Here is a 23,034-nt window from a genome sequence, read left to right as displayed (position 1 = left end):
CCGTACAATTACGCATGTAAAGAAACTAGCTTCGCACGAATTTGTTGTTGATTCATCAATAACACTGTTTCTCCTGGCTTAAATCTTTCATTTTCATTTTGTTTGCTTGTAAGCTTTGTAGAAAGAAGTGGGTGCATACTAAGTTTCCCACCTGCAATTATCAATAACTTACCATCGTCTAATAGCGCACTAGTTAGAGGGCTAATCAAGGTTAATTTTGATAATGTATCAGCCTCACTTGCACACATTAGAATAACTCCCAAACCATGACCGAATCTTGCTATTCTCTCTAGCTGGAATAATGCGTCTTCTTCAAGCTGATCTACACAGCTTTTTAAATCCGGTAAAAGAAGTAACTTTAATGGGTAATGATTTAACACATATTCTGATTCTCCATCATTTTCGAGTACAAGTTCTCTTACTTTAGATTTTCTATATTGCATGTTTTCGATCGTTTCGCCAATAAATTGAGTTAATTGTTCTGCTGTTTCTAGTAAATTAATATTGGTAAGCTCATTAAGTTGTGAATGTCTTACCTGATCCCGCGAGCCAAAAACAGCTATTTCGACCAGTTGAACTTGATGTGTTTTCGCTATTGGGAATGCAACAGATGCTATGAGATCTTCACCTTTTAATTCATCTGTATGTGAAATCAAAGCCGCGCTGATCTCACCGATCGGACAGCCTATAGCCTTAACCGTTTCACAATCTAAAGCAATTGGATAAGTAAATGTAGCATTATTACTTTCAAACTTTTTAGATAGCTCCTCATAGGATAGTTCAGTCGGCACTACTTCAATTGCTGTCAACTTCTGCGCAGGTCTCGCAGCCTTCATAGATAAGCAAAGCTCACGAATATTATCCGCGATTTGATCATCAGATTGACCCTTGCAAGGTAAAGCTGTTTGAAATTCTAACGGAATGTGATCTTTCACAAGTCCACGTCCTACTACTTTTGCTGGTTCTAAACCTTCCGTTCTTCCAACAATACTGTTATAGTCACTCTTTTCGGCCATTTGATAAACAAGAGCTTGTCTAACATTTTGACTGAGGCGGTAAGGGAAAGAATTTACGGCATTAGCAGTCGAGATAAAGTAAATCCCATAGTTACCACCCTCCCTTACAATTTTAGCTAAATCAACTACAAGTTCTTGATACGTCTCTGAAAAGCCAAGGTAATTATCTAATAATATGAAAAGCGCAGGTACTTTTTCACCAGTCGCATTGCGATAAGAAAGTAGATTGCTAATTCCGAGCTTGGAAAACTTCTTTTTACGCTCATCAAGTACTTCTAGAACCATTGCAAACAATTTATTAGTTTTGTCCTCATCTTCAGGGTATAAGATATCCGCTAAATGTGGCAGCTCATTAAATACTCCAAACGTTCGTGTACCAAAATCAAGCACATAGAAATTTACATCCTCGGGGCTGTATAAATACGCCATTGATACAATAATCGTCTTAAGAAGCATTGTCTTACCACTACTTGGTGCGCCATATACAAGCAAATGACCCTCCTTACCAAAATTGATTTCAAGCTTATACTGTGATTGCTGAGAAGGATCGTCCACAAGACCAATTGGTATAGACAGAAAGTTGCCAGTTGTCTCGTTCCATTTCTGACCATCCCATCCTTCGTCACTTCTCCTCAACTCATCAAGCGTAATCACTTCTGGTAGCGGAGGAAGCCAAAGCTGGAATGCTTCAGTGATGCCTTTTGATTTTGCTTGCTCAGTTATGTAATGAATTACAGCTTGTAATTGTGTTAGTTTCTTCGTTGAGTTTATGTCTACTTCAGAGCGAGATGAATTTGACAGCTTCGTACGTTTTCCAGTTAGTGAAACGATATTTACTTTTACTTCAGGTTCTGAAATATTTCCAGTACTATATGGTGCACCGCTCCAGGAAGATTGGAACAAGGAAAATACTTCGTTATTACCGACTTGTAGATAGCCCCTTCCTTTTTCTTTTATTTCAGCGGCTTCTGGTCGCTTTAACATTTCTTGACTGTCTGAAGCAGTTTGCACTTTTAAGCATAGTTTAAATCTCGAATTACTCCATATCTGATCATCTACAACGCCTGATGGTTTCTGAGTAGCAAGAATTAGGTGTATCCCTAAACTTCTTCCAACGCGAGCAGCGCTGACTAACTCTTTCATGAAATTAGGTTGATCAGACTTTAATTCAGCAAACTCATCAACTACGAGAATAAGATGTGGTAGCGGCTGAGAAACGCTTTTCTCACGGTATAATGGAATATAATCATCAATATTCGTTACATCCGCTTCACTAAAAAGACGCTGTCTTCGTAACAACTCACTTTTAATCGATGCAAGCGCACGATTAATTTCATTTCCACCTAGATTTGTTATTGTCCCTACCAAATGAGGGATCCCTTGAAAAGCGTTCGCCATTCCTCCGCCTTTATAATCAATAAGTACAAATGCAACCTCATGAGGATGATAATTAACCGATAATCCAAGCAGTAATGATTGTAGTAATTCACTTTTTCCTGATCCCGTAGTACCAGCTACAAGTCCGTGTGGCCCGTAGCTTTTTTCATGCATATCGAACATCTGAGTTTTTCCAGCAGCTGCAGTACCTAGTGGGATTTGCAGCGAGCGATTGGCTCTGTTCATTGTCCATCTCTCGAGGACATTAAGTTCCTCAACAGTTTCAATTTTGAAACTCTCAAGAAATGTAACCATGGAAGGTATCGCTTGATTATCTGCGGCTGACTTAATATGTAGTGGGGCCATATACCTTGAGAATATTTCCGCAGTTTCGAAGGACTGTTTATCTACTATAAATTGCAATAAGGAATCACTTTGTGTTCCTAAAGCATCTTTTCTAAGCATTCCCATCTTGTCTTTAATTTCGAAAATGACTTGACAATTGAGTGGTAAAGCTAAATCAATTCGCTCCGAAATGAAAATACTTGTGGTACTTAAGGCTTGGTTATTATCCAATAGAATTGGCATAATATCAGAGTTTTCCCAAAGCTCTGGAGCGAGTATCAAAAATAGATAGTGTGGCGTTTTAATATGTATGTTACTCATACTGCTTTTACTTTGCTCTCTACTTCTTAAAAGTGGTAGTAGCTCTTCTGCCATGTCTGCAGCATCGTATACATTAGTGGCAATAAAACGCTTGTCCTTATCCTTATTCCATGTGTGCGGTAACCATTTTATCCATTCCCATTGAGCCATTTCATCATCAGGAAGCAATGCAACCAATCGAACATCGTCGTATCCATGATGAGTTGTTACTTGAGTTATAATAGCGTTCAAAACCTCACGAACTTCCGAACGCGGACCAAAAAAACCTAATGTACTGATCGATTGCAATGAAAGAACTACCGGAATGTCTTTCACATAGTTCATCTCACTGCATATTGAAACTGCAATCTCCTCCAAAGGGTTATTTTCATCGATAGCTCTCGTTTTCGGAGTGAAAACAGGCTGTAAAGCTAATGTTTGTACCCCAACACCTAAACGTGTTGTAAGAAAATCAACTTCTACTGAAGTTCGCTCCCATAGCTGCTTTTTTGTATGTTTAACAATTTCAGTACATTCCTCAATAGAAGGATATGTATGACAAACGGCTTCCCTTTGTTGGTTTCCTGCTTCATTAAGTTCGTTACGAACCTGGAATAAATAATCTAGATACTTCTTCTCTACATTTTTGTTATGTGTATGATGCTTTTTAACACTAGAAGAATAGTTCAATATGGAAATTATGACAGTTACTAAAGTCATTCCGATAATCGAATACATAAACCTAGTAGAATTGATTAATATTGCACTGAATATAGACACTGTCAGCATCGCGAGTGGAGGCACAATAAGAGTTAACCAGGAAAAGGTAGGTTTCTCTGAAGGTCGTGCAGGATCTTCCAACTGCAATACTCCTTCTGGATAGGTAGGTATTATTCTTGGTGTTCTTTGTATTTGCGTTTGTCTTCTTGATTGATTATTCATTGTTCATCCCTGCCATGTAGGTATTTGGTTTCATATATCATCATGATTCGACGCATACCATACATTTTCCTCCAATTATGTATAAAATAATTTAAATATACTATTAAAGAAAAAATTATGCAGTAAGCGTTAGTAATGTTATTTTTTTATGTTTGATACTTATTTCATCCAAGTATATAGTCCATATACCTGATTAAACTAGAATATGCTGTTGATAATTGCTCATTTTCAGGAATAATATCTAATACTTAGAATTATATTTTTTAGAGACAAAGTTAAAAACGAGTCGATTATCGTTGGATTTTGCCCGTAATCGCTCCATGCTTTTCAGCTTAAATGTGCATACAAAAAATCAAAAAGCCCTTGATTCATTCAGCATATCTGAATGAATCAAGGGCTTTATTTCATGCTTTGTTATTCACTTTTGAATTGCCTCATCTATTACCTATTACCCACAAGTATCACGAACAATTAAATTTTATAAGCCTTCATTGCTTTGCGAAGCTCCTTGAAGCTAGGACGTTTGCCGTACATCAGTACGCCAGTACGATAGATTTTCGCGGAAACAACAACTGCCAGATAGATCGTAACAAGAAGGATTCCAAGCGATACCAATACTTCCCATAGCGCAATATCGGTAAGGCCAAGACGCAGTACCATAACGAATGGCGAGAACAATGGAATATGGCTGCAAATTTTCACAAGCAAGCTGTCTGGTGTTGAGATGCTGAAAATTGCAATATAGAAGCCTGCAAGCGAAATAAATGTCATCGGCATAACCGCACTGCCAAGGTCCTCTGTTCTACTAACAATAGAGCCTAGTGCAGCATACAACGTCGCGAACAGGAAGAATCCAGTCAAGAAGTACAAGCCTGAGAATACAAGCAGCATTGGATCAATAACCGATAGATCGATATTAAGCTCCGACAGCATATTTGCATTGTGAGGCAGGCTCAAGTTAAGTGCACCTACTGCTAAATATGAAGCGAGCTGTAGAATTACGATTACGAACATACCCATAATTTTACCAAACATGCTCGTTAGCGGAGACACACTCGTAATCAGCACTTCCATAACACGCGAGCTTTTCTCTGCTGTAACTTCAGATGCGATCATTTGACCAGAGATCATAACCGCCATGAACAAGAAGAAGATCATGAAATAGATCACACCCATATTGATGCCTTGCTCTGCTGCTGTTTTGCCTGTGCTCTCTCCAGTTGAAAGATCGCCTTTAATTTGTACAGCTTCTACTACGATTGGAGCTTGAAGCTCTTTCATTTGCTCATCTGTTAAGCCTGATTCTTGCAAAATATGATTTTGACGTATGATATGAAGTGCCGCTTCAATCTGAGAGGCCACAGAGTAATCTAGCAGCTTTTCACTTTTTACCGTAATCTGCGGGAAACCACTATCTGTTACTTCGCCAAACTGTAGATAGCTATACAGCTCTCCAGCGTCAAGAGCTGACTTTAGTGTTGCTTCGTCACTCGCAGCATCTCCTGCTGATGGAAAGCCTTTGAATTGAAGAGATCCACCCATTTGTGTAAAGTACTGCTCCAATTGCTGGCCAGTTGAGGCTGCTACTGGATCGCCATCTTGAATATAACCAATCGTTTGCACCTTATCCGAATCGCCTTGGAATTGCATAATAATATATGGAAGATTCACAACAACTGATATAATAAGTAAAAATACGAGCGTTGAAATAATAAATGCTTTTGCTTTCAGCTTATTCATTACTGTAAAGCGAACTACTGTCCAAAAATTATTCATGACGATCACCAACCGTTCTAATAAAGATTTCGTTCAATGTAGGCTCTTTCACTTGGAAATGCAAAATTTCTGTTTGCGACAAGGCATGATTAAGAATGTGAGGCGCTACTTTTTCATCAGCAATCTCGATCTCCAAGCCATTCTCATGACGATGAATCGCTTTGACACCATTGATACTTTCAAGCCCACTTACCTCTTGCTTCGTTTGCAGCATTACCTTCTCTTTAGGGAATTTGCCTTTAATTTCTTTCACGCCGCCTTTAATCACTTCTTTCGAGCGGTGCAAAATGGTAATGTTGCGACAAAGCTCCTCGACATGCTCCATACGATGCGTAGAGAATACGATGCTTGCTCCATTGTCGCGCAGCTCCTTAACCGTTGCTTTCAACAGCTCTACGTTAACAGGATCCAAACCGCTGAACGCTTCATCCATAATGATAAATTGCGGTTTGTGGATGATAGCAGAGATGAATTGAATTTTTTGCTGATTCCCTTTAGACAATTCCTCAACACGCTTACTGTAGTTTTCAGGAACATCGAAGCGTTCCAGCCAGTATTTCAGGTTTTTGTCAGCATCCTTGGCTGACATGCCTTTTAGCTGAGCAAGATAAATTAGCTGATCACTCACTTTAATTTTCGGATAAAGTCCGCGCTCCTCTGGCAAATAACCAACGTTTTTTAATAGTTCATTATCGTATGGCTTCCCGTTATAGCGGATCTCTCCTTGATCTGGATAGATAAGTCCTAAAATCATACGCATCGTTGTCGTTTTGCCTGCACCATTCGCACCAAGCAAGCCGTAAATTTCACCCTTTGACACCTCGAACTGCACACCGCTTACAGCCGTCTTATCTGCATAATGCTTTACTACATTGTTCACTACTAATGGATTCACAGCTTTCCCACCTTTTCATTATTTTGCATACAATCGTGCTTTTTTCATATGCTGCAGTAATATTTCATCAAGCTCCAAAATTTGTTTGCTGCGCATGGTTACCACTTGCGTCTCCAGCCAGCGTTCAGCCTCTAAACTTTTGGAGCAAATGACTTCATAAAATCCAGTGCTAACTTCTTTATGTTCACAATAGCCAGGCATTTGTCTAACATCGAAGCCAGAACCCGCAGAGGCTTCAACGAAATACATTGACCAGCTTTGCAGAAGCTCATCCTTTTCATACATGCCCAGCACTTGACCATCGACAAGGAACACAATATAATCAGCTAGTCGCTTAACCTCATCCACGATATGGGTTGCCATCAGTACGGTATGATCTTCATTCTCCATGTACTGATGTAGAACCTCGATCATCATTTTCCAAGCAAGAGGATCCAGTCCTGAGGACGGTTCGTCAAGCAGCAGCAGCTTGGGATGATGCGCCATCGCTAACGACAGGTCGAATTTACGCCGCATCCCTTTTGACATTTTTTTCAACTGCAAATCATCTCGCGTCGTCAAATTAGATATCAAACGCTGATACGTGTCGTTATTCCAGCCGCGAAACCATTTCGCATGAAATGCTGCCTTATCACTGCCCTTCAAAAAGTAATCAAAGGTTGTCGCTTCTTCCTGCAAATATCCGATGTTTTGCTTCAGCTCATCATCGTTGTCATAATCAAGTTGTTCGCCAAGCACATGAACATTTCCTTGCTGTGGCTTGATTGTATTCATAATCATTCGAAACAACGTACTTTTGCCTGAACCATTTGGCCCTACTATCGCAGTAACGTAGCCTTTTGGAATTTCCAAATCTAGTGGACCAAATGTAAAATGGTCCCGCACCAGCTTAACGCTGTTCAACGCAATTGCATGCTCTCCCATCTCAACTCCACACCCCTTGCTTTCAATATTGCTTTAGCTTTTCCTCAAGCAGCTGCTCGAGCTCCTGCTTCGAGCATTGAACGCGTTTCGCTGCTTCAAGCAAATGATCAATCGCTTCAATAACAACTCCGAGTCGATGCTCCTCCCGCGATTGCTCTTCAACGTGAGAGACATAGGTTCCTGTTCCTTGCTTCGTGCGCAGCAAGCCCTCCGCTTCCAGATCGCTATATACGCGCTTTATGGTGATGACGCTACATTTCAGCTGTGACGCAAGCTCTCTGATCGAAGGCAGCAATGTCCCTGCTTGTAACGTCCCGCTAATGATGAGCGCCCGAAGCTGAACTTCTATCTGGTAATACAGTGGCTCCGCACTCTGTTCATTAATTCCGATCGGTAGCCGCATTCACTTATCACCTTCTTTAGTGGTTAATTCAGAATATTTCTTGTTCTCACTTTATCATTAATGATTCTAAAAGCGAGCAGGCAGCTCGCTGCAAGTAGAATTATGCTCGCTGCAGCCATTATGATCGGAGTTCGTTGTATGGCATAAAACAGACTTTCCAGTAAAAAGAACTTCCAAATTAGTGTGTAGCATAATACGATTAGAAGCTTCACAAATGGGATTATCCAGCAATAAATCGTGTACTGCTTGTAAGTACAGCTCATTTCGACTACCAAATAAATGAGATTGAATACATAAATGATTGCATATACCGTCAAACCGTGCAGCATATAAGGAACAAGCTCATAGTTTAAGCGACCAAGCTTCATGAGGATTCCTACAAACAGGTAGTAGACAACTATCGATAATAAACTGAATATTGTAACGCCCGCTATTCTTGACCAAACAATTTGCTCAATCTTAATTGGTAATGAGCGCCAATAGGCTAAACGCTCGCTCAGCAAATCCTTTTTCGAGCCAAAGCCGTAAAGATGAGTAGTCGTTAGCCCCGTGACCGAAAACAGAATTAAGATTAAGTAATCGATTAAAAACATATACGGATCTTCGGTTGAATCTGAAACGATCGCCGCCAGCTCTTTGTAAGTAAATAACGTTAAGTATGCTACAAGCACGATGACAAATACGTTTTTCCATCTGGCATTGCGGATATCATTCCATATCAGATAACGAATTCCTTGCCAATAGCTCATGCGCCTTCCTCCTGCCTTTTTCAAAACACTGTGTATACTGTTTATAGTGTATATACTGTTTATATCTATATACACAGTATATACACAGCAATATGCACTGTCAACCCACCTTTTGAAAAATAAATTAGATTTTTTCCGATTCTGTTACTAGCTACTTTTCTGCTGCATATGCAAAGAACGCCTGGAATGCATTCATACCGAATGTCTCCAGGCGTTCTTTTAATTGAGTAACGCTATAATATAAGACTAACTATTTTATTATTGGCGGAACAGGGCATCAATAAACGGCTGTGTATGGCCGCCTGGATATAAGATGTATAGCAAAACATATACCGTTACTCCCGTGATTGCGGTAACAAACCACGTAACTGCCGTTACGCGACCAAGCTTGCGATGCTTGGCGTATTTCTTTTGGTAGCCCCATGTCAATGTTGTGATGCCAAAAACAGCAGCTACAGTAGCAAGAATAATATGGAAGAATAGAAATACAAGATAGATGGTCTTTAAGCTGTCAGGTCCACCCCAGGTTGTGTTCCCAACAAAAATGGTACGAGAAGCATAAATGATAAAGAAAATAATTGCAGCGATTGCGGCCCAGAACATTGTTTTCTGATGGGCTTCTCTCTGCTTATTTATAATTTGTCTCCAACCGATTGCAACCAATACAGCACTAAGTGCAATAAAAAATGTACTGATTGCAGGCAAAATTTCAAACTCATGTCCTTCCATGCCAGGCAAACCCTCCTATCAACCTTTATTTGTGTTTAATAGCTAGTGCATCACGAAGCAGCTGCTCGTCAACCTTCTCCTGCTTATGCTCTTTTGAAAACCATTCGCGGAACACAAGGGCTAGAAGTACGCCATAAGTCACCTCTTGAATAAGCTTCATTATGATGCCGCCAGCCTGCTGATCTTCGAGTGTCGTAAACATATTAAAAAACTGAGGACCCTGGAATTCTGTAAGTGACAGCAAATAACTTGTATCACCAGGGATACAGAAGCCCATTGCGTTAACCCATACCTCTGGGTCATTATAAATCGCATATAGCGGCGCATCTGAAAAGATGATGAGTGCGCATGCCGGCGTAAGAAGTACACCGTTAGCGAATATGTAGGCCAAACGTTTCACATGCGGCATCTGAGGCATGTCCTTTATTGGCGTATATACATGCCACCACATCATAAAGGCAGCGATTAGCATCACGAGATAATATAAGCGATGAACTGTAAAATTGGTCATGACGTAATCGTGAATGACCGGAATATGATAGATTGAAAACAGCATATTGAACATAATAAGCGTAACGATGGGATGCATAAGAAACTTAAGCTTGCGCCAAAAACGTGCTGAGAACGCTTTACTCCATAAAAAACCTGGTACTGAGAATAGCACCATTGGCGGCACGATCAGATAGGAGATCGCCATATTGGTCATATGAAACGAAAACATAATATGACCTAGAAAGCCTAACGGTCCTTCATAGGACAAATAATATAGTAAAGCAGCGCTAATAAAGAGCAGCTTCCTTCCCTTTGAAACTGGAGGTTCCATTGGAAAATGACGTTCCCGCCATGGACCAACGAGATACAGATACCCAATAATGACACCGATTGTCGCAAACAAAAACATCGGACTCCATACCTCTTGAAACGAAAAATATTGCAAGCCTAACATGCTGCAGCTCCTTTCTTATGCATCCATATTACTTCTTATCTCTTCTAACTATAGTAACAAACCTGTTGAATAGAAGAAAGGGGGTCACCAAGGACCCCCTGCCAATCTCGATCATGTATATATTACCAAGTCGTCCAGAATAGAGCCATGATCACACAAGTGAAAACAACGAATACACCACTAAATATTGCTATTATCGCAAAAGTATGCCCGCGATCCTTCATATGCATCCAGAATGCCATTTGAACAAATACTTGCACAATCGCTAATACAATTAGCATGATATAAACAAAATCAGTGTTGATTTCGCCAGCCATGACTAGTGCGAATGCGATGAATGTTAATAAGATGGAGAATATAAAAGCAATAATATGCTTTTTCGAACCTTCCTGCTTCGTCGTTTTTACATCACTACGATTCGGCGTTGTTTGTTCATGTCCTGCCATATGATTAACCCACCTTTCCCATCAAGTACACGACTGTAAAGATGAATACCCATACAACGTCGATAAAGTGCCAATACAAGCTGAACACATACACTTTAGGTGCCGTTGTCGTATTCAATCCGCGTTTCTTCAGTTGAAGAAGCAACAGAATTACCCATAATAGACCAAACGCTACGTGCGCACCGTGGAATCCAACAAGCGTATAGAACGATGTTGAGAAGGCACTTGTAGTAAAGCCATGCCCCATGTGCACATAGTGATTAAACTCGTAAATCTCAAGTGCAAGGAAGGCTGCTCCCAGCACTAATGTTACAATCAACCAACCGATTAGTCCCTTTAGGTTATGCTTATGCATCGCTTGCAAGGAAAATACACTTGTTAAACTGGATGTCAGCAAAAGTGCAGTTGCAAGAGCGACCAACGCAAAGTCAAATAGTTCATTAGGAGTCGGGCCATCCATAACTTGACTGCGAAGTGTCAAGTAAGCAGCAAACAACGTACCGAACAATACGGTTTCACCGCCAAGGAATAACCAAAAACCAGTAATTTTATTGCGACCCTCAAGGGTAGCACGTTCTGGTTCATGTGGCAGCTGACCTTCTACATGTGAATGTGAACTCATGCTTTACCCCCCTGATCCTTAAGAATTTCTTCTTCCTCGATATGGAATCCATGGTCATCGAACCAAGAACGAAGTCCCATACAAGTGAAAGTAATCAACAAGCCGGCAATACCTACGATCAAACCTGTAGTACCCCAATCTTGAGGTTTAGAGTACATAAAGCCGAAGCCTGCAATAAACAAGCCAACACTCATGAAGAATGGCAAAATGCTTGGAGACGGCATATGAATTGGACCAATTGGTTCAACTGGAGTCATTTTCGTATTGCCTTCCATTTTTTCATGCCACCATGCATCGTAAGCACGTACTAGTGGTGTTTGTGCAAAGTTGTATTCAGGTGCAGGAGATGGAATTGTCCACTCAAGTGTACGGCCATCTTCCCATGGGTCATTACTAGCTGTTTTCGGTTTGCGCATTGTAATAAATACATTGGCAAGGAATAGGATTGTACCTACGCCCATCAGCAAGGCTCCAATTGTACTGATCAAGTTCAGATTGTTAAAGCCCATTCCGTCAAGATACTGCCAGATACGACGAGGCATACCAAGTAGACCTAGGAAATGCTGAACAAAGAACGTTAGGTGGAAGCCGATATAGAACGTCCAGAATGTCCACATACCAAGCTTTTCACTAAGCATGCGACCGAACATTTTCGGCCACCAGTAATGCAAGCCGGCAAATATACCAAGTACAAGACCACCTACGATAACGTAGTGGAAATGCGCGACAACGAAGTACGTATCATGATATTGATAGTCCGCAGGAGCAACCGAAAGCATAACCCCTGTAACTCCACCCATTACGAACGTTGGAATAAAGCCTATCGCGTACATATTCGCCACGGTAAATTTAATCGAACCGCCCCACATTGTAAACAGCCAGTTGAAGATTTTAATACCTGTTGGTACGGCAATCAACATGGTGGCAATCGAGAACAACGCATTGGCAATTGGTCCCATACCTGTTGTAAACATATGGTGAGCCCAAACCATGAAGCCTAAGAATCCGATTAGAATTGTCGCAAATACCATAGAGCTGTAACCAAACAGACGCTTGCGAGAGAATGTGGTTACAATCTCAGAAATAATACCAAACGCTGGAAGAATCAAAATGTAAACTTCCGGGTGTCCGAAGATCCAGAAGATGTGTTCCCATAGAACAACATTACCGCCAGCCGTTGGATCAAAGAAATTACCATTAAAGATTCGGTCAAACATAAGTGCTGCAAGACCAACTGTCAAAGCCGGGAATGCAAACAGGATAAGCGCTGATGTAATAAATGTTGCCCAAGTAAACATCGGCATACGCATGAAGGTCATGCCTGGAGCACGCATATTAATAATCGTTACCAGGAAGTTGATACCGCCCACGAGCGTACCAATACCTGAGATTTGCAGACCAATGACATAGTAATCTGTTCCGTGGTGTTCCGTGTATGTAGTACCGGATAACGGTGCATACATCGTCCAGCCAGCATCTGGTACAGTGCCAGCGATGAAGCTGATGTTAAGTAAAAGTCCACCGAAGAAAAATGTCCAGAAGCCTAGTGCGTTGACAAAAGGAAATGCAACGTCCCGCGCTCCGATCTGCAATGGAATAATCGCGTTCATAAAACCGAACAATAGTGGCATTGCTGCCAAGAAAATCATGGTCGTACCGTGCATCGTAATCAATTCATTATATACCTGTGCTGATACGACTTCCGATTGAGGATACATTAACTGAAGTCGAATTAGAATCGCTTCTAAGCCACCAATAAGGAAGAAAAATCCTCCTGCAAGCATATACAAAATCCCGATTTTCTTATGGTCAACGGTTGTTAACCAATCCATAAGACCTGTATGACGTTTAATCGCATGCGCATGAGCATGTGCCAAGGTAGCTACCTCCTTTACACTGTTGATAGTGATTATTCATAGTCAAGCGTTAGATTCGTTAAGTATTCAGCAATACCAGCGACTTCTTCTTCCGTAAGTTGGTAAGCTCCTGTCATGTGGTTGCCTGGCTTGATAGATTCAGGGTCTTTAATCCATTTGTATAGATTGTTGTACACTGTATCTTCATGCTTATACTGCTGTTCGCCGTCTTCGACATTAATAAGAATACCCGCAACGCTTTCACGAGATCCAATTCCTGTCAAGTTAGGGAACGAACCGCCGCCATATTCTCCTACTGCATGGCAAGTCAAGCATTGGCTTTCAAATGCGCTTGCGATTTCCGAGTCGCTTGGCAGCTCTACCGTATCAAGCATCGCAATTTGCCAACGATCAAAGGAGGATGGCTCAACCGCTTTAACTTTGAAATCCATCAGACCATGTGAAGGTCCACAAAGCTCAGCACACTTACCTTGGTAAACGCCTGCTTTAGGTGCAGAGAAATACATTGTATTCACATTTCCGCTTGGATTTGTATCGATTTTACCCGCCAATGACGGGATCCAGAAGGAATGAAGTACATCTGCAGTTGACGCCTTGATAGAAATAGTGCGACCAGTCGGAATAACCAGCTCTTGAGCTGTCTTAATACCCAGCTCAGGGTATTCGAATTCCCACCAGTACTGATGAGCTGTAACAACGACCTGTAACGCTTCTGGGTCTTCCGTGTAATCCTTAGCAAGAGAGAATACCGATTTCAATGTAGGAACTGCTAGAACTACAAGCAAAATAATTGGAATTACCGTCCAAATTACTTCTAGCTTATGACTGCCTTCCACTTGCTTGGGGATAGAGTTGTCCCCTTTGCGTCTGCGGAATTTGATCAATACGAAAATTGAAATCGCAAACACACTAATAACAACAATCGACATGATCAAAATCGAAATTTTCATCAAGTCAAGTTGTTCTTGCGCGACAGGACCTTGTGGATTTAGCGCTGACAAATCTTCTCTTCCGCAAGCTGACAGCACAAGCACCAGAAGGGCCATTAAAGGCGCAAGGCGTTTCACAAATTGCCACCGTTTCATTAATAATCAACCCCACTTTTGACGTTTTCACAGCAGCCATCTATGTGGCCAACAGCCTGCTGCGTGTAGCATAGATGATTTTACAAATCCTGCATCAAATCACTTTATTAAATATAAAGTTGTGTCAACCTTTTGTCAATGTTCCACAGGAAGTTCACAAATTGTTCTAAAAGCTGTCAAAATCAATTAAAACAGCTCGTTCATCGCTTACCCATTATTTCGTTTTCTTCCATTTTTACTTTATTTATTCCAGCTATTAGTCTTCCCTTCCGTACCTTCTCTTATGTATCGTTTTTCCATGCATATTTCCTTCACATTTTTCAGAGGATGAATAGTAACAATTCAAGAAAGGAGTGATCAATATCATGAAGCGCATCAAGCTGATTAGTTTGCTTATGATCGTGTTACTTGCTGTCGCAACAGGCTGTGGAACTGCTGCCAAGCGTGAAATGGAGCGCTACTCGTTTCCTGCTCCAACGTCCGACTATGGACATATTAAAAACAAACAGGCAGAACCTTCACCTGTACGAGCACTGAATGCCGATCAATCTCCCAAGGAACATCAAGAGGGAAGCGTATTCTACAGCTACACTCTTTCTGATGCTGTAAATGAAATTGATGGTGTGGCTGACGCAAGGGTGTTCGTTGCCGATGAAATTGCATATGTAGCGGTAGTGCTGGATAATACTGGTCGAGGCATGCTCAAATCCATGCCAAGCGGTCAACGCGATTCCTCTGTTTTTAACGAAAAAGTCACAGCCCCAATGTCGATTCACAACAACCCATTTATTTCTTATTTAACCGTAAATGATACCTCACAGCTTTCAGATCTATTCGTTGGCAGAGTACACGAAACCGTCATGGCGCATGATGGATCTATCCACTCCGTTCATCTCTCAGCCAACAAGGAGTTCATGTATTATATGGATGAGTTTGCTCAAGTTGTTTGGGGAGGCGCATCCCTCGACCCATATATGAAGCAATTCAACATCTTGATTAATCACCAATTTTTCAATGGACAAGTCATGCCAACATCGTTGAAATACTACCGCAATCGCTAAACGATTACGATAGCATTTCTTCTACACAATTGAATTTCTTCTATTAAATGTAGTTTTTTCACCTAGATGATTTTGCCTGCTGTTCTATAATGGCTAATGCCTGCAGCAGGCTCTTCTTCATAATCACAAGCTCGCTTTGACTCAGCTGCGTTTCACTGTTTTCTTTTTCTAGCTTCACTTCAAGTGTTTGAGAATCCATCGTATGAATGGATATGCTCTTGTCTTTTATGTATTGGGCAACAAACACCTGATCGAGTGTGACGTTTGCCTTCGCAAGCTGTTTTTCCAGCCAGTTCATATCAAGACCGTTGCGTTTCATCGTGTCTAGCTCTGCTGAACCATCTACGATTAATGTAATGGGCTCCTTCTCTTTTTCTACTGGATAGCCAATCATCGATGGCGTTAGCGGCATATGCTCTGCTTTCAAAAATACACTGATGTCTCCATTAGCTTCAATAGATGCACTCTCCAGATCAGCAATGCGATAAACATCCTTCTCTCTGAGCGCTTCTAATAATTCTTCTACCGTTAGCTCTTCCTTTTTCAACTCATCCCGAAGTACAACTCCATTGGCAACCAGTACTCTCCTGTCACTGTCAATAATTTTGCGGAGCTTTTTGCTTTTTAAAGTGGATTTTTCCAGAAAAAGCGTGATCAGCACCCATACAATTAAGGAAACGATACCGAAAATCCATAGCTTATCTGCTTCAAGTGCAATATATGCAGCAATATTCCCTACACTGATCCCCGATATGTAACCAAACAATGACATTTCTGATAATTGCCGTTTTCCAGATATTTTTGTTAAAATAAACATTAACGTGATGGCGATTATTGTCTTTCCTATAACCATCATAATTTCTATAAACATGTCTAATCCCTCCATACACTAGCCTTGCCATTTATCACAAACTAATACGTGAAAGTTAATAGAACAAACTTTTACGCTCCCGAGCTAGTCTTGAAAACAATGATTTTGAAAACCCTTTCAATTAACAAAAAAATTACTAGGAAAGCAGTCTCGCAGTATGTTACGATCGGGTTGAACTGCATCTAAAAACAAGTTAAGGGGATATTTACTATGACCATTAATTATGCCCACCGCGGGGCAAGCGGCTATTGCCCTGAAAATACAATGGCTGCCTTTCGTTATGCAATTGAGCTTGGAGCTACAGGAATTGAAACGGATGTTCAGATGACAGCTGATGGGGAGCTTGTGCTGATTCATGACGAGAATCTCAAGCGTACTACAGGAATCGATAAATTGGTTAAGGATGTCACTTTGGCAGAGCTGAAAGCATTAGATGCGGGCTCATGGTACAGCACGGATTTTGCTGGTGAGCAGGTCCCTACATTGGATGAGCTGATGGAGCTTGTGAAGGCGCACCATATCATGCTTAATATTGAAATTAAAAGCGGAATTGTGCTGTACCCGAACATCGAGCGCAGCGTAGTGGACAAAATCAAGGCGTACGGGCTGGAGAAGCAATGCATTATCTCTAATTTCAATCATTATTCATTGGCCGGCTGCCACGCAATAGATCCGCAGATTAGAACAGGTATTTTATATATGGAGGGCTTGTATCGTCCTTGGGACTATGCACAAACTTTAGGAGCAACAGCACTTCATGCTGCTAAATACGCAGTTACACCAGAGTGGGTTAAAGAAGCTGAAAGCAAAGGCGTTATCTACAATGTCTGGACGGTTAATGAAACGCATGAGATGAAAGCTCTTATTCAAGCAGGAGTAGCTGGTATTATTACAGACTATCCTGACAGGCTCCACCAACTGTTAACTGGGAAGGGCTGATGTGATGAAAAAGACGTGGCTGCTTGGCTTTGGATTTTTTAGTATTAGTCTAGTATGGGCGCTGTATAATGCTTTCGTTCCCTTATTTCTTAAAAAATTCGTGGATAGCGCAGCAATTATCGGATTTATGATGACGCTTGACAACTACTTTGGACTATTTCTGCAGCCGTATATTGGTCGTAAAAGCGACAAGACCGATACAAAAATAGGCAAGCGTATGCCGTACCTATTAATCGGCATGCCGCTTGCCGCTGTTTTCGGTGCACTCATTCCGTTACATACAAGCTACTCACTGCTGATCACGTTTATGATACTCATGAATTTATCCATGAGTCTGTATCGTTCCCCAACTGTCGCACTAATGCCAGATATCACACCTGCACACCAACGAACACAAGCAAATGGCATAATCAATCTTATGGGTGGACTTGGCTCCATTCTTGCGTTCACAGTCGGCTCCAAGCTATATGATCAGCACATTGCACTGCCTTTCTTTACGTCCTCGGCGCTTACACTCATCAGCCTGTGCATTCTCATGATCTTCATTCGGGAAAGACGAGATGCGCTAGCATATACACCTGTCTTAAAAGAAGAACCGCCTGTCCAAGCCGCAAGCAAGCCACGCGTATGGGGTCGCGCTCACAACCTGCTGGCAGCGGCTAAACAAGAGCTCAAGCCTTATTCGCTTGAGTGGACCTTGCCTACCATACTACTACTAGCTGCGATTTACTTTTGGTTTTTCTCTTATCAGGGAATCGAAGCCCTCTTTACCCTATATGCAACGGATGAGCTTAATCTGAGCGACTCACAGGCATCTATGTCCCTAGCTTATTTCTCGGTTGCCTTTGTTGCAGCAGCAATTCCCGCAGGCTATCTTGGCGCAAAATTCGGCAAAAAGCAGATCATTACGTTAGGCATTGTAGGCTTGATGATTTTGTTTGCGATGATTTCCTTTGTCAAGGATATGACTGCTCTTCGTACATTGCTGCTTATCGGCGGCGTATTTTGGGCACTCATCAATATTAATTCTTACCCTTATGTGATCTCGCTTGGCAAGGAAAGCAGCATCGGAACACGTACCGGCATCTACTATATCGCTTCCTCGCTAGCTGCATTATCGTCTCCGCCGCTAATGGGACTGTTTATGGATATGCTCGGCTACTCTTCACTGTTCTACGTAGCATCGTTCGGTATGGTGCTCGCACTAATCTGTATTACCTTTGTACGGGACAAACAAGCCTCTACACCAGTTACGCTGTCGCACTAACCGCCATCACACGATTAACTCAGGGTTTGATCGCATTTTAGCAAATGTTGAAAGGATGCCTTGTCTGCCGCCATTAGCACGCGAGTCATCCTTTTCTTCATCATACGCGATTAGTGCGCGCTTTGTCTTGAGAAGCTGCCTCCGACCACGTCAGCAACCGACTCTACCGCAATAAAGGCTGATGAATCCTTCAGCTGCACAATTGATTTCAGCTTTGACAGCTCGATACGCGATACGACACAATAGATAACCTTAACCTCTTGGCCCGAATAACCGCCTGTTGCATGCATAAGTGTTGTCGTCCGCCCTAGCTTGCTTACAATATCCTCGGAGATTTCCTCGTATTTTTGCGAGATGATCGTGACAGATTTGGATTCGTTTAAACCTTCGACGACGATATCAATCACTTTACTTGCCAGATAATAGGTGACAATCGAATACATTGCAGAGCTCCATTCGAATACAAAGCCCGCAATTATAAATATAATGACGTTGAACACCATAATTATCGTACCAACTGAAGCTTTCATTTTTTTCGAAATGAGGATCGAGATCACCTCAACCCCATCCAAACATCCGCCATAGCGAATGACCAGGCCTACTCCCATTCCTAACAGCATACCGCCAAACAGTACTGCAAGCAGCTTGTCATCTGGAAACGGTCCTGAATGATGGAGCATCGCTGTCGTTAATGACATGACCGCGATTGCATACAACGTGGAGAAGGCAAAGGCTTTGCCTAACTGCTTATAGCCTACTATTAGAAACGGAACATTTATGAGAAACAACAGCACGCTTAACGGAACAGGAGTAAGATGCGAAAGCATAATTGATATCCCTGCAATACCGCCATCAATTATTTCATAGGGTACTAAAAACTTCTCAAGCGCAATCCCCATCAGTATGGCTCCGATTGTTATGAAAAAAAATCGCTTAAAAAACTCTCCTACAGACATGTTGGCACTCTCCTTATGCGAATTAATCTTGGTCGCTCTGGTTTTCTATGTCAGAAAGTCCCATGAAAACATAACTAACTAAAGTATTGACAAAAAAATCCACCGAAAAACCTAGCTTCCTGTGCAGGTACTGAACACTGAATATTTATGTGTATGGAACATTTTACTCCTAGCATTTTGAAAATGCAAAATTTTGAACGTGAGATTCCACTGTCATGGCGTATCGCTTCTGCCCCCAACGACAAGTCGTACAGGATTTTGCATTATTATATTCTCAAATCCCAACTTGTATGGTAGTATGTAAATGAAGATGTAAGCATTTTCTTTTGTGAGGTGAAGCTTATTTTTATAACAAATTTGAACTCTCGCTCTATTCGCGATCAAGTTTATGACTCCTTAAAGGAACAGATTATCACACTGAATATATTGCCCGGCACAACCCTCTCTGAAAATGAGATGGCAGAACAATATAAAGTTAGTCGAACACCAATAAGGGAGAGCTTTGTTCGCTTGGCTCAGGAAGGCCTTGTTCAAGTGCTTCCACAGCGCGGGACGCTCGTATCGCGTATTGATATCTCTCTTGTGGAAGAAGCCAGATTTATGCGAAGTCAGCTTGAATGCGCGATCATTGAATTGGCTTGTGATTCGTTCTCTGAGTCTTCCTTCGAGGAGCTTCAGCTGAATTTGCAACAGCAGAAGAAGTGCCTGATCAATGGCGATGTCGATCAAGCCTTTACGCTTGATCAACGCTTCCACGCCACTTTGTTCGCAGGCACGAACAAAGTGCACACCTGGAATACGATGAGTCTGTTGACCGCACATCTTGATCGCAGCCGCAAGCTTCGCTTACTGGATAATCATGACTGGAAATCAATTGTCGAGCAGCATGAGCAGATTGTCGACGCGATAAAACAGCAGGACAACAAGCTTGCCGTGTCCATAATGAAACAGCATATTAACCGAGGAATAGATGATTTAGCGCTGCTTAGTGAAAAGTATCCACACTATTTCGCTTAAGCGCGATCCATCTTAGGCATAAAAATTATTTATTATAGGGGGAACATGGTATGCGCATGACATTTCGCTGGTTTGGAGAGGGTAATGATCCTATTTCTCTCTCGCATATTAAACAAATTCCTGGAACAGAAGGCCTGGTATGGGCGCTTCATGATATGCCAGCAGGAGAAGAGTGGCCGCTAGAACGTATTCAAGAGGTTAAACGTCAGGCGGATGCTGCAGGCTTCCACATTGACGTCGTTGAAAGTGTGAACGTACACGAGGATATTAAGCTTGGACTTCCATCTCGCGATCGTTATATTGAAAACTACAAGAAAACGATCGTATCACTAGCATCTGTCGGCGTTAAAGTCATATGCTACAACTTTATGCCTGTATTCGATTGGCTGCGTACCAACCTCGCTGCACCACTTGAGGATGGTTCAACTGCATTATTTTTCGAAAAGGCAAAGGTTGCAAGCATGACGCCGCACGAGCTCGTGGCAGAGTTCCAAAGCAATACAGACTTCCAGCTTCCTGGCTGGGAGCCGGAACGACTGGCTTTGCTCTCTGAAACATTGAAAGCTTATGAACATGTTGATGCCGAGCAGCTATGGGACAATCTTAAGTACTTCCTTGAGCAAATCGTTCCAGTAGCAGCAGAACACGGGATTCAGATGGCCATTCATCCTGATGATCCTCCATACCCGTTGTTTGGCTTGCCGCGCATCATTAACACGCAAGAAAGCTTGCGTCGCTTAATCAAGCTGGTTGATCATCCTTCAAACGGCATCACGCTATGCAGCGGCTCACTTGGTGCTAATCCGCAAAACGATATTGTCTCAATGATCCATGAATTTGCTGATCGCATTCCATTTGCGCATATCCGCAATGTTCGCGTGTATGAAAATGGTGATTTTATTGAAACCTCGCACCGCAGCGAAGATGGAACCGTCAATATTGCAGGTATCGTTAAGGCTTACTATGACATTGGCTTTACTGGCTATGCTCGTCCAGATCACGGTCGTCATATATGGGGCGAGCAATGTCGTCCCGGCTATGGATTATACGATCGAGCACTAGGCATTATGCACCTGCTAGGCTTGTGGGATGCTTACCGCTATGCGGAAAATGGAAAGCTCTAATCGTTCTGAAATACATCGAACAAACAATTAGGAGGAATTCATATGTCTGAAACACAAGCGATACATCCAGCGTTGGCGAACAAGGTTGCCGTTATCACTGGTGGTTCTGGCGTGCTGTGCAGCGCTATGGCAAGCGAGCTTGCCCGCCAAGGGGTTAAGGTAGCCATTCTGGGCAGAACAGCAGCGAAGGTTGAGGCTGTAGTCGAGAGCATTACGGCAAATGGCGGAACTGCGATTGGCATCGCGTGCGATGTAACTGATCCAGCAAGTGTTGAAGCAGCAGCTGAAGCTGTTGAGCAGCAGCTTGGCCGCTGCAACATATTAATTAACGGTGCTGGGGGCAATCAGGCCAGCGCGAATACAACGAACGAAACATTCAGTAAGGATGACTGGAAAAACCCTGATGTTCAGTCCTTCTTTGACCTGCAGCCTAAAGGTATTCAACAAGTCATGGAGCTGAACTTCATAGGCAGCCTGATTCCATCACAAGTATTTGCCAAGCAAATGCTCGATGCCGAGCAGCCCGTAATTATTAATCTCTCTTCCATGAGCGCGCCATCGCCAATGACGAAAGTTCCTGGCTATAGCGCGGCAAAGGCTGCGATTGATAACTTTACCCAATGGCTGGCTGTTCATATGGCGAACACAGGCATTCGCGTCAATGCGATAGCTCCTGGTTTCTTCCTTACTGAGCAGAACCATCGCTTGCTCATGAATGAGGATGGTTCACTGACTGAGCGCTCCAACAAAATTATTACTCACACGCCTATGCGCCGCTTCGGCAAGCCAGAGGATCTGCTTGGCACATTGCTATGGCTGTGCGATTATGAAGCATCGGGCTTCGTGACAGGCATTACCGTTCCTGTTGACGGTGGCTTTATGGCTTACTCGGGCGTGTAGTTGTAATATTGGCCGCTTCCCCATTTATCCGTCTTGGGTGAAGCACGACGACCTAACAGTTAACAGTCCTTCACATTCTTCAACTAAAAACAATCAAGCCTGTTTTCTGCAGCTGCCATACTGGCAATGACTGTAGAAAACAGGCTTTTTAACAGTTGCTTATTTCACTTCCATCATGATTTCTTCTGCTGCAGAATCAAATGATATGTGGAGATCCTTCTCTTCAAGATACCACATATTATCCTGTTCCATATAAAAATGAATGCCTTCGACCTCTGTCTGAGCACCAATATCACGAGGCTCATCCTTCATAACACCTAATGAAAGCCCAGGATGTACACTGCCGCAACCGCCAAGCCGTACGTAAATACGAACATGGTCCCCTTGCTCCAGCTCCATCTCAGATTTATACCAATGCGCCGCTGGCTGCTCTACGATTAGTCCCATAGTATTGCACACCCCTTTTT

General features: G+C 42.2%; 21 protein-coding genes. 6 read left to right on the top strand and 15 right to left on the bottom strand.

What is annotated here, in order from left to right; translation table 11 throughout:
- Positions 1-8: 8 nt before the first annotated feature.
- From essC to coxB, 12 genes are all read right to left on the bottom strand, one after another.
- The gene (essC, locus tag ACFP56_RS14850) at positions 9-3,980 is read right to left on the bottom strand and encodes a type VII secretion protein EssC (protein ID WP_379235837.1); all 3,972 of its coding nucleotides are present in this window, start codon (positions 3,978-3,980) and stop codon (positions 9-11) included.
- A 471-nt stretch (positions 3,981-4,451) separates the two neighbouring features.
- Positions 4,452-5,756, bottom strand: coding sequence for an ABC transporter permease (locus tag ACFP56_RS14845; RefSeq protein ID WP_379235835.1), 1,305 nt, complete (start codon positions 5,754-5,756; stop codon positions 4,452-4,454).
- Complete coding sequence (locus tag ACFP56_RS14840) at positions 5,749-6,651, bottom strand: ABC transporter ATP-binding protein (protein ID WP_379235833.1); 903 nt, start codon at positions 6,649-6,651, stop codon at positions 5,749-5,751. Before ACFP56_RS14840 ends, ACFP56_RS14845 begins: the two co-directional genes overlap by 8 nt.
- A gap of 18 nt (positions 6,652-6,669) precedes the next feature.
- On the bottom strand, positions 6,670-7,575 hold the full coding sequence (locus ACFP56_RS14835; RefSeq protein ID WP_379235831.1) for an ABC transporter ATP-binding protein: 906 nt from the start codon (positions 7,573-7,575) through the stop codon (positions 6,670-6,672).
- A 22-nt stretch (positions 7,576-7,597) separates the two neighbouring features.
- Entirely contained in the window at positions 7,598-7,978 is a 381-nt protein-coding gene (locus tag ACFP56_RS14830) for a GntR family transcriptional regulator (RefSeq protein ID WP_379235829.1), read from the bottom strand.
- Between the two features lie 23 nt (positions 7,979-8,001).
- Entirely contained in the window at positions 8,002-8,727 is a 726-nt protein-coding gene (locus tag ACFP56_RS14825; protein WP_379235827.1) for a hypothetical protein, read from the bottom strand.
- A gap of 258 nt (positions 8,728-8,985) precedes the next feature.
- The gene (locus tag ACFP56_RS14820; RefSeq protein ID WP_379235825.1) at positions 8,986-9,456 is read right to left on the bottom strand and encodes a DUF420 domain-containing protein; all 471 of its coding nucleotides are present in this window, start codon (positions 9,454-9,456) and stop codon (positions 8,986-8,988) included.
- 25 nt (positions 9,457-9,481) lie between these two features.
- Positions 9,482-10,402, bottom strand: coding sequence for a cytochrome c oxidase assembly factor CtaG (gene ctaG, locus ACFP56_RS14815; protein WP_379235823.1), 921 nt, complete (start codon positions 10,400-10,402; stop codon positions 9,482-9,484).
- Positions 10,403-10,524: 122 nt separating this feature from the next.
- Positions 10,525-10,848, bottom strand: a complete 324-nt coding sequence (locus ACFP56_RS14810; RefSeq protein ID WP_379235821.1) for a cytochrome C oxidase subunit IV family protein — start codon at positions 10,846-10,848, stop codon at positions 10,525-10,527.
- Positions 10,849-10,852: 4 nt separating this feature from the next.
- Complete coding sequence (locus tag ACFP56_RS14805) at positions 10,853-11,470, bottom strand: cytochrome c oxidase subunit 3 (protein WP_379235819.1); 618 nt, start codon at positions 11,468-11,470, stop codon at positions 10,853-10,855.
- The gene (gene ctaD, locus ACFP56_RS14800) at positions 11,467-13,302 is read right to left on the bottom strand and encodes a cytochrome c oxidase subunit I (RefSeq protein ID WP_379235919.1); all 1,836 of its coding nucleotides are present in this window, start codon (positions 13,300-13,302) and stop codon (positions 11,467-11,469) included. The genes ACFP56_RS14805 and ctaD overlap by 4 nt, the downstream gene beginning before the upstream one ends.
- A 77-nt stretch (positions 13,303-13,379) precedes the next feature.
- Complete coding sequence (gene coxB, locus ACFP56_RS14795; protein ID WP_379235817.1) at positions 13,380-14,432, bottom strand: cytochrome c oxidase subunit II; 1,053 nt, start codon at positions 14,430-14,432, stop codon at positions 13,380-13,382.
- A 365-nt stretch (positions 14,433-14,797) separates the two neighbouring features.
- Between coxB and ACFP56_RS14790 the strand changes: the two genes are divergently transcribed.
- Positions 14,798-15,493 (top strand): hypothetical protein, encoded by a 696-nt coding sequence (locus ACFP56_RS14790; protein WP_379235815.1) that lies wholly within the window; start codon positions 14,798-14,800, stop codon positions 15,491-15,493.
- A 58-nt stretch (positions 15,494-15,551) separates the two neighbouring features.
- Here ACFP56_RS14790 and ACFP56_RS14785 read toward each other — a convergent pair whose 3' ends face one another.
- The gene (locus tag ACFP56_RS14785; RefSeq protein WP_379235813.1) at positions 15,552-16,364 is read right to left on the bottom strand and encodes a DUF421 domain-containing protein; all 813 of its coding nucleotides are present in this window, start codon (positions 16,362-16,364) and stop codon (positions 15,552-15,554) included.
- A gap of 210 nt (positions 16,365-16,574) precedes the next feature.
- Between ACFP56_RS14785 and ACFP56_RS14780 the strand changes: the two genes are divergently transcribed.
- Both ACFP56_RS14780 and ACFP56_RS14775 read left to right on the top strand, forming a co-directional pair.
- Positions 16,575-17,303: a glycerophosphodiester phosphodiesterase gene (locus ACFP56_RS14780; protein WP_379235811.1), complete on the top strand. Its 729-nt coding sequence runs from the start codon at positions 16,575-16,577 to the stop codon at positions 17,301-17,303.
- A 4-nt stretch (positions 17,304-17,307) separates the two neighbouring features.
- Positions 17,308-18,570: an SLC45 family MFS transporter gene (locus tag ACFP56_RS14775; protein WP_379235917.1), complete on the top strand. Its 1,263-nt coding sequence runs from the start codon at positions 17,308-17,310 to the stop codon at positions 18,568-18,570.
- Positions 18,571-18,680: 110 nt separating this feature from the next.
- Here ACFP56_RS14775 and ACFP56_RS14770 read toward each other — a convergent pair whose 3' ends face one another.
- On the bottom strand, positions 18,681-19,526 hold the full coding sequence (locus tag ACFP56_RS14770) for a YitT family protein (RefSeq protein WP_379235809.1): 846 nt from the start codon (positions 19,524-19,526) through the stop codon (positions 18,681-18,683).
- A gap of 333 nt (positions 19,527-19,859) precedes the next feature.
- Here ACFP56_RS14770 and ACFP56_RS14765 point away from each other — a divergent pair, with 333 nt between their 5' ends.
- From ACFP56_RS14765 to ACFP56_RS14755, 3 genes are read left to right on the top strand one after another with little or no spacing between them, the layout of a single operon-like run.
- Complete coding sequence (locus ACFP56_RS14765; protein WP_379235807.1) at positions 19,860-20,543, top strand: GntR family transcriptional regulator; 684 nt, start codon at positions 19,860-19,862, stop codon at positions 20,541-20,543.
- 50 nt (positions 20,544-20,593) lie between these two features.
- The gene (uxuA, locus tag ACFP56_RS14760) at positions 20,594-21,667 is read left to right on the top strand and encodes a mannonate dehydratase (protein ID WP_379235805.1); all 1,074 of its coding nucleotides are present in this window, start codon (positions 20,594-20,596) and stop codon (positions 21,665-21,667) included.
- Between the two features lie 42 nt (positions 21,668-21,709).
- On the top strand, positions 21,710-22,567 hold the full coding sequence (locus ACFP56_RS14755) for an SDR family oxidoreductase (RefSeq protein ID WP_379235803.1): 858 nt from the start codon (positions 21,710-21,712) through the stop codon (positions 22,565-22,567).
- Between the two features lie 159 nt (positions 22,568-22,726).
- On the opposite strand, the gene ACFP56_RS14750 is transcribed toward ACFP56_RS14755, so the two are convergent.
- Positions 22,727-23,014 (bottom strand): HesB/YadR/YfhF family protein, encoded by a 288-nt coding sequence (locus ACFP56_RS14750; protein WP_379235801.1) that lies wholly within the window; start codon positions 23,012-23,014, stop codon positions 22,727-22,729.
- Positions 23,015-23,034: the final 20 nt, after the last annotated feature.

This window comes from Paenibacillus septentrionalis (assembly GCF_042659865.1).
GTDB lineage: Bacteria > Bacillota > Bacilli > Paenibacillales > Paenibacillaceae > Pristimantibacillus > Pristimantibacillus septentrionalis.
Note: the sequence above shows the minus strand (reverse complement) of the source record. Positions and strands in the feature narration are given on the sequence as shown.

What these genes read in the sequence shown, in the direction of transcription:
- essC (WP_379235837.1), bottom strand. Translation starts at nt 3,980, where the DNA reads ATGAATAATCAATCAAGAAGACAAACGCAAATACAAAGAACACCAAGA.
- ACFP56_RS14845 (WP_379235835.1), bottom strand. Translation starts at nt 5,756, where the DNA reads ATGAATAATTTTTGGACAGTAGTTCGCTTTACAGTAATGAATAAGCTG.
- ACFP56_RS14835 (WP_379235831.1), bottom strand. Translation starts at nt 7,575, where the DNA reads ATGGGAGAGCATGCAATTGCGTTGAACAGCGTTAAGCTGGTGCGGGAC.
- ACFP56_RS14830 (WP_379235829.1), bottom strand. Translation starts at nt 7,978, where the DNA reads ATGCGGCTACCGATCGGAATTAATGAACAGAGTGCGGAGCCACTGTAT.
- ACFP56_RS14825 (WP_379235827.1), bottom strand. Translation starts at nt 8,727, where the DNA reads ATGAGCTATTGGCAAGGAATTCGTTATCTGATATGGAATGATATCCGC.
- ACFP56_RS14820 (WP_379235825.1), bottom strand. Translation starts at nt 9,456, where the DNA reads ATGGAAGGACATGAGTTTGAAATTTTGCCTGCAATCAGTACATTTTTT.
- ctaG (WP_379235823.1), bottom strand. Translation starts at nt 10,402, where the DNA reads ATGTTAGGCTTGCAATATTTTTCGTTTCAAGAGGTATGGAGTCCGATG.
- ACFP56_RS14810 (WP_379235821.1), bottom strand. Translation starts at nt 10,848, where the DNA reads ATGGCAGGACATGAACAAACAACGCCGAATCGTAGTGATGTAAAAACG.
- ACFP56_RS14805 (WP_379235819.1), bottom strand. Translation starts at nt 11,470, where the DNA reads ATGAGTTCACATTCACATGTAGAAGGTCAGCTGCCACATGAACCAGAA.
- ctaD (WP_379235919.1), bottom strand. Translation starts at nt 13,302, where the DNA reads ATGGATTGGTTAACAACCGTTGACCATAAGAAAATCGGGATTTTGTAT.
- coxB (WP_379235817.1), bottom strand. Translation starts at nt 14,432, where the DNA reads ATGAAACGGTGGCAATTTGTGAAACGCCTTGCGCCTTTAATGGCCCTT.
- ACFP56_RS14790 (WP_379235815.1), top strand. Translation starts at nt 14,798, where the DNA reads ATGAAGCGCATCAAGCTGATTAGTTTGCTTATGATCGTGTTACTTGCT.
- ACFP56_RS14785 (WP_379235813.1), bottom strand. Translation starts at nt 16,364, where the DNA reads ATGTTTATAGAAATTATGATGGTTATAGGAAAGACAATAATCGCCATC.
- ACFP56_RS14780 (WP_379235811.1), top strand. Translation starts at nt 16,575, where the DNA reads ATGACCATTAATTATGCCCACCGCGGGGCAAGCGGCTATTGCCCTGAA.
- ACFP56_RS14775 (WP_379235917.1), top strand. Translation starts at nt 17,308, where the DNA reads ATGAAAAAGACGTGGCTGCTTGGCTTTGGATTTTTTAGTATTAGTCTA.
- ACFP56_RS14770 (WP_379235809.1), bottom strand. Translation starts at nt 19,526, where the DNA reads ATGTCTGTAGGAGAGTTTTTTAAGCGATTTTTTTTCATAACAATCGGA.
- uxuA (WP_379235805.1), top strand. Translation starts at nt 20,594, where the DNA reads ATGCGCATGACATTTCGCTGGTTTGGAGAGGGTAATGATCCTATTTCT.
- ACFP56_RS14755 (WP_379235803.1), top strand. Translation starts at nt 21,710, where the DNA reads ATGTCTGAAACACAAGCGATACATCCAGCGTTGGCGAACAAGGTTGCC.
- ACFP56_RS14750 (WP_379235801.1), bottom strand. Translation starts at nt 23,014, where the DNA reads ATGGGACTAATCGTAGAGCAGCCAGCGGCGCATTGGTATAAATCTGAG.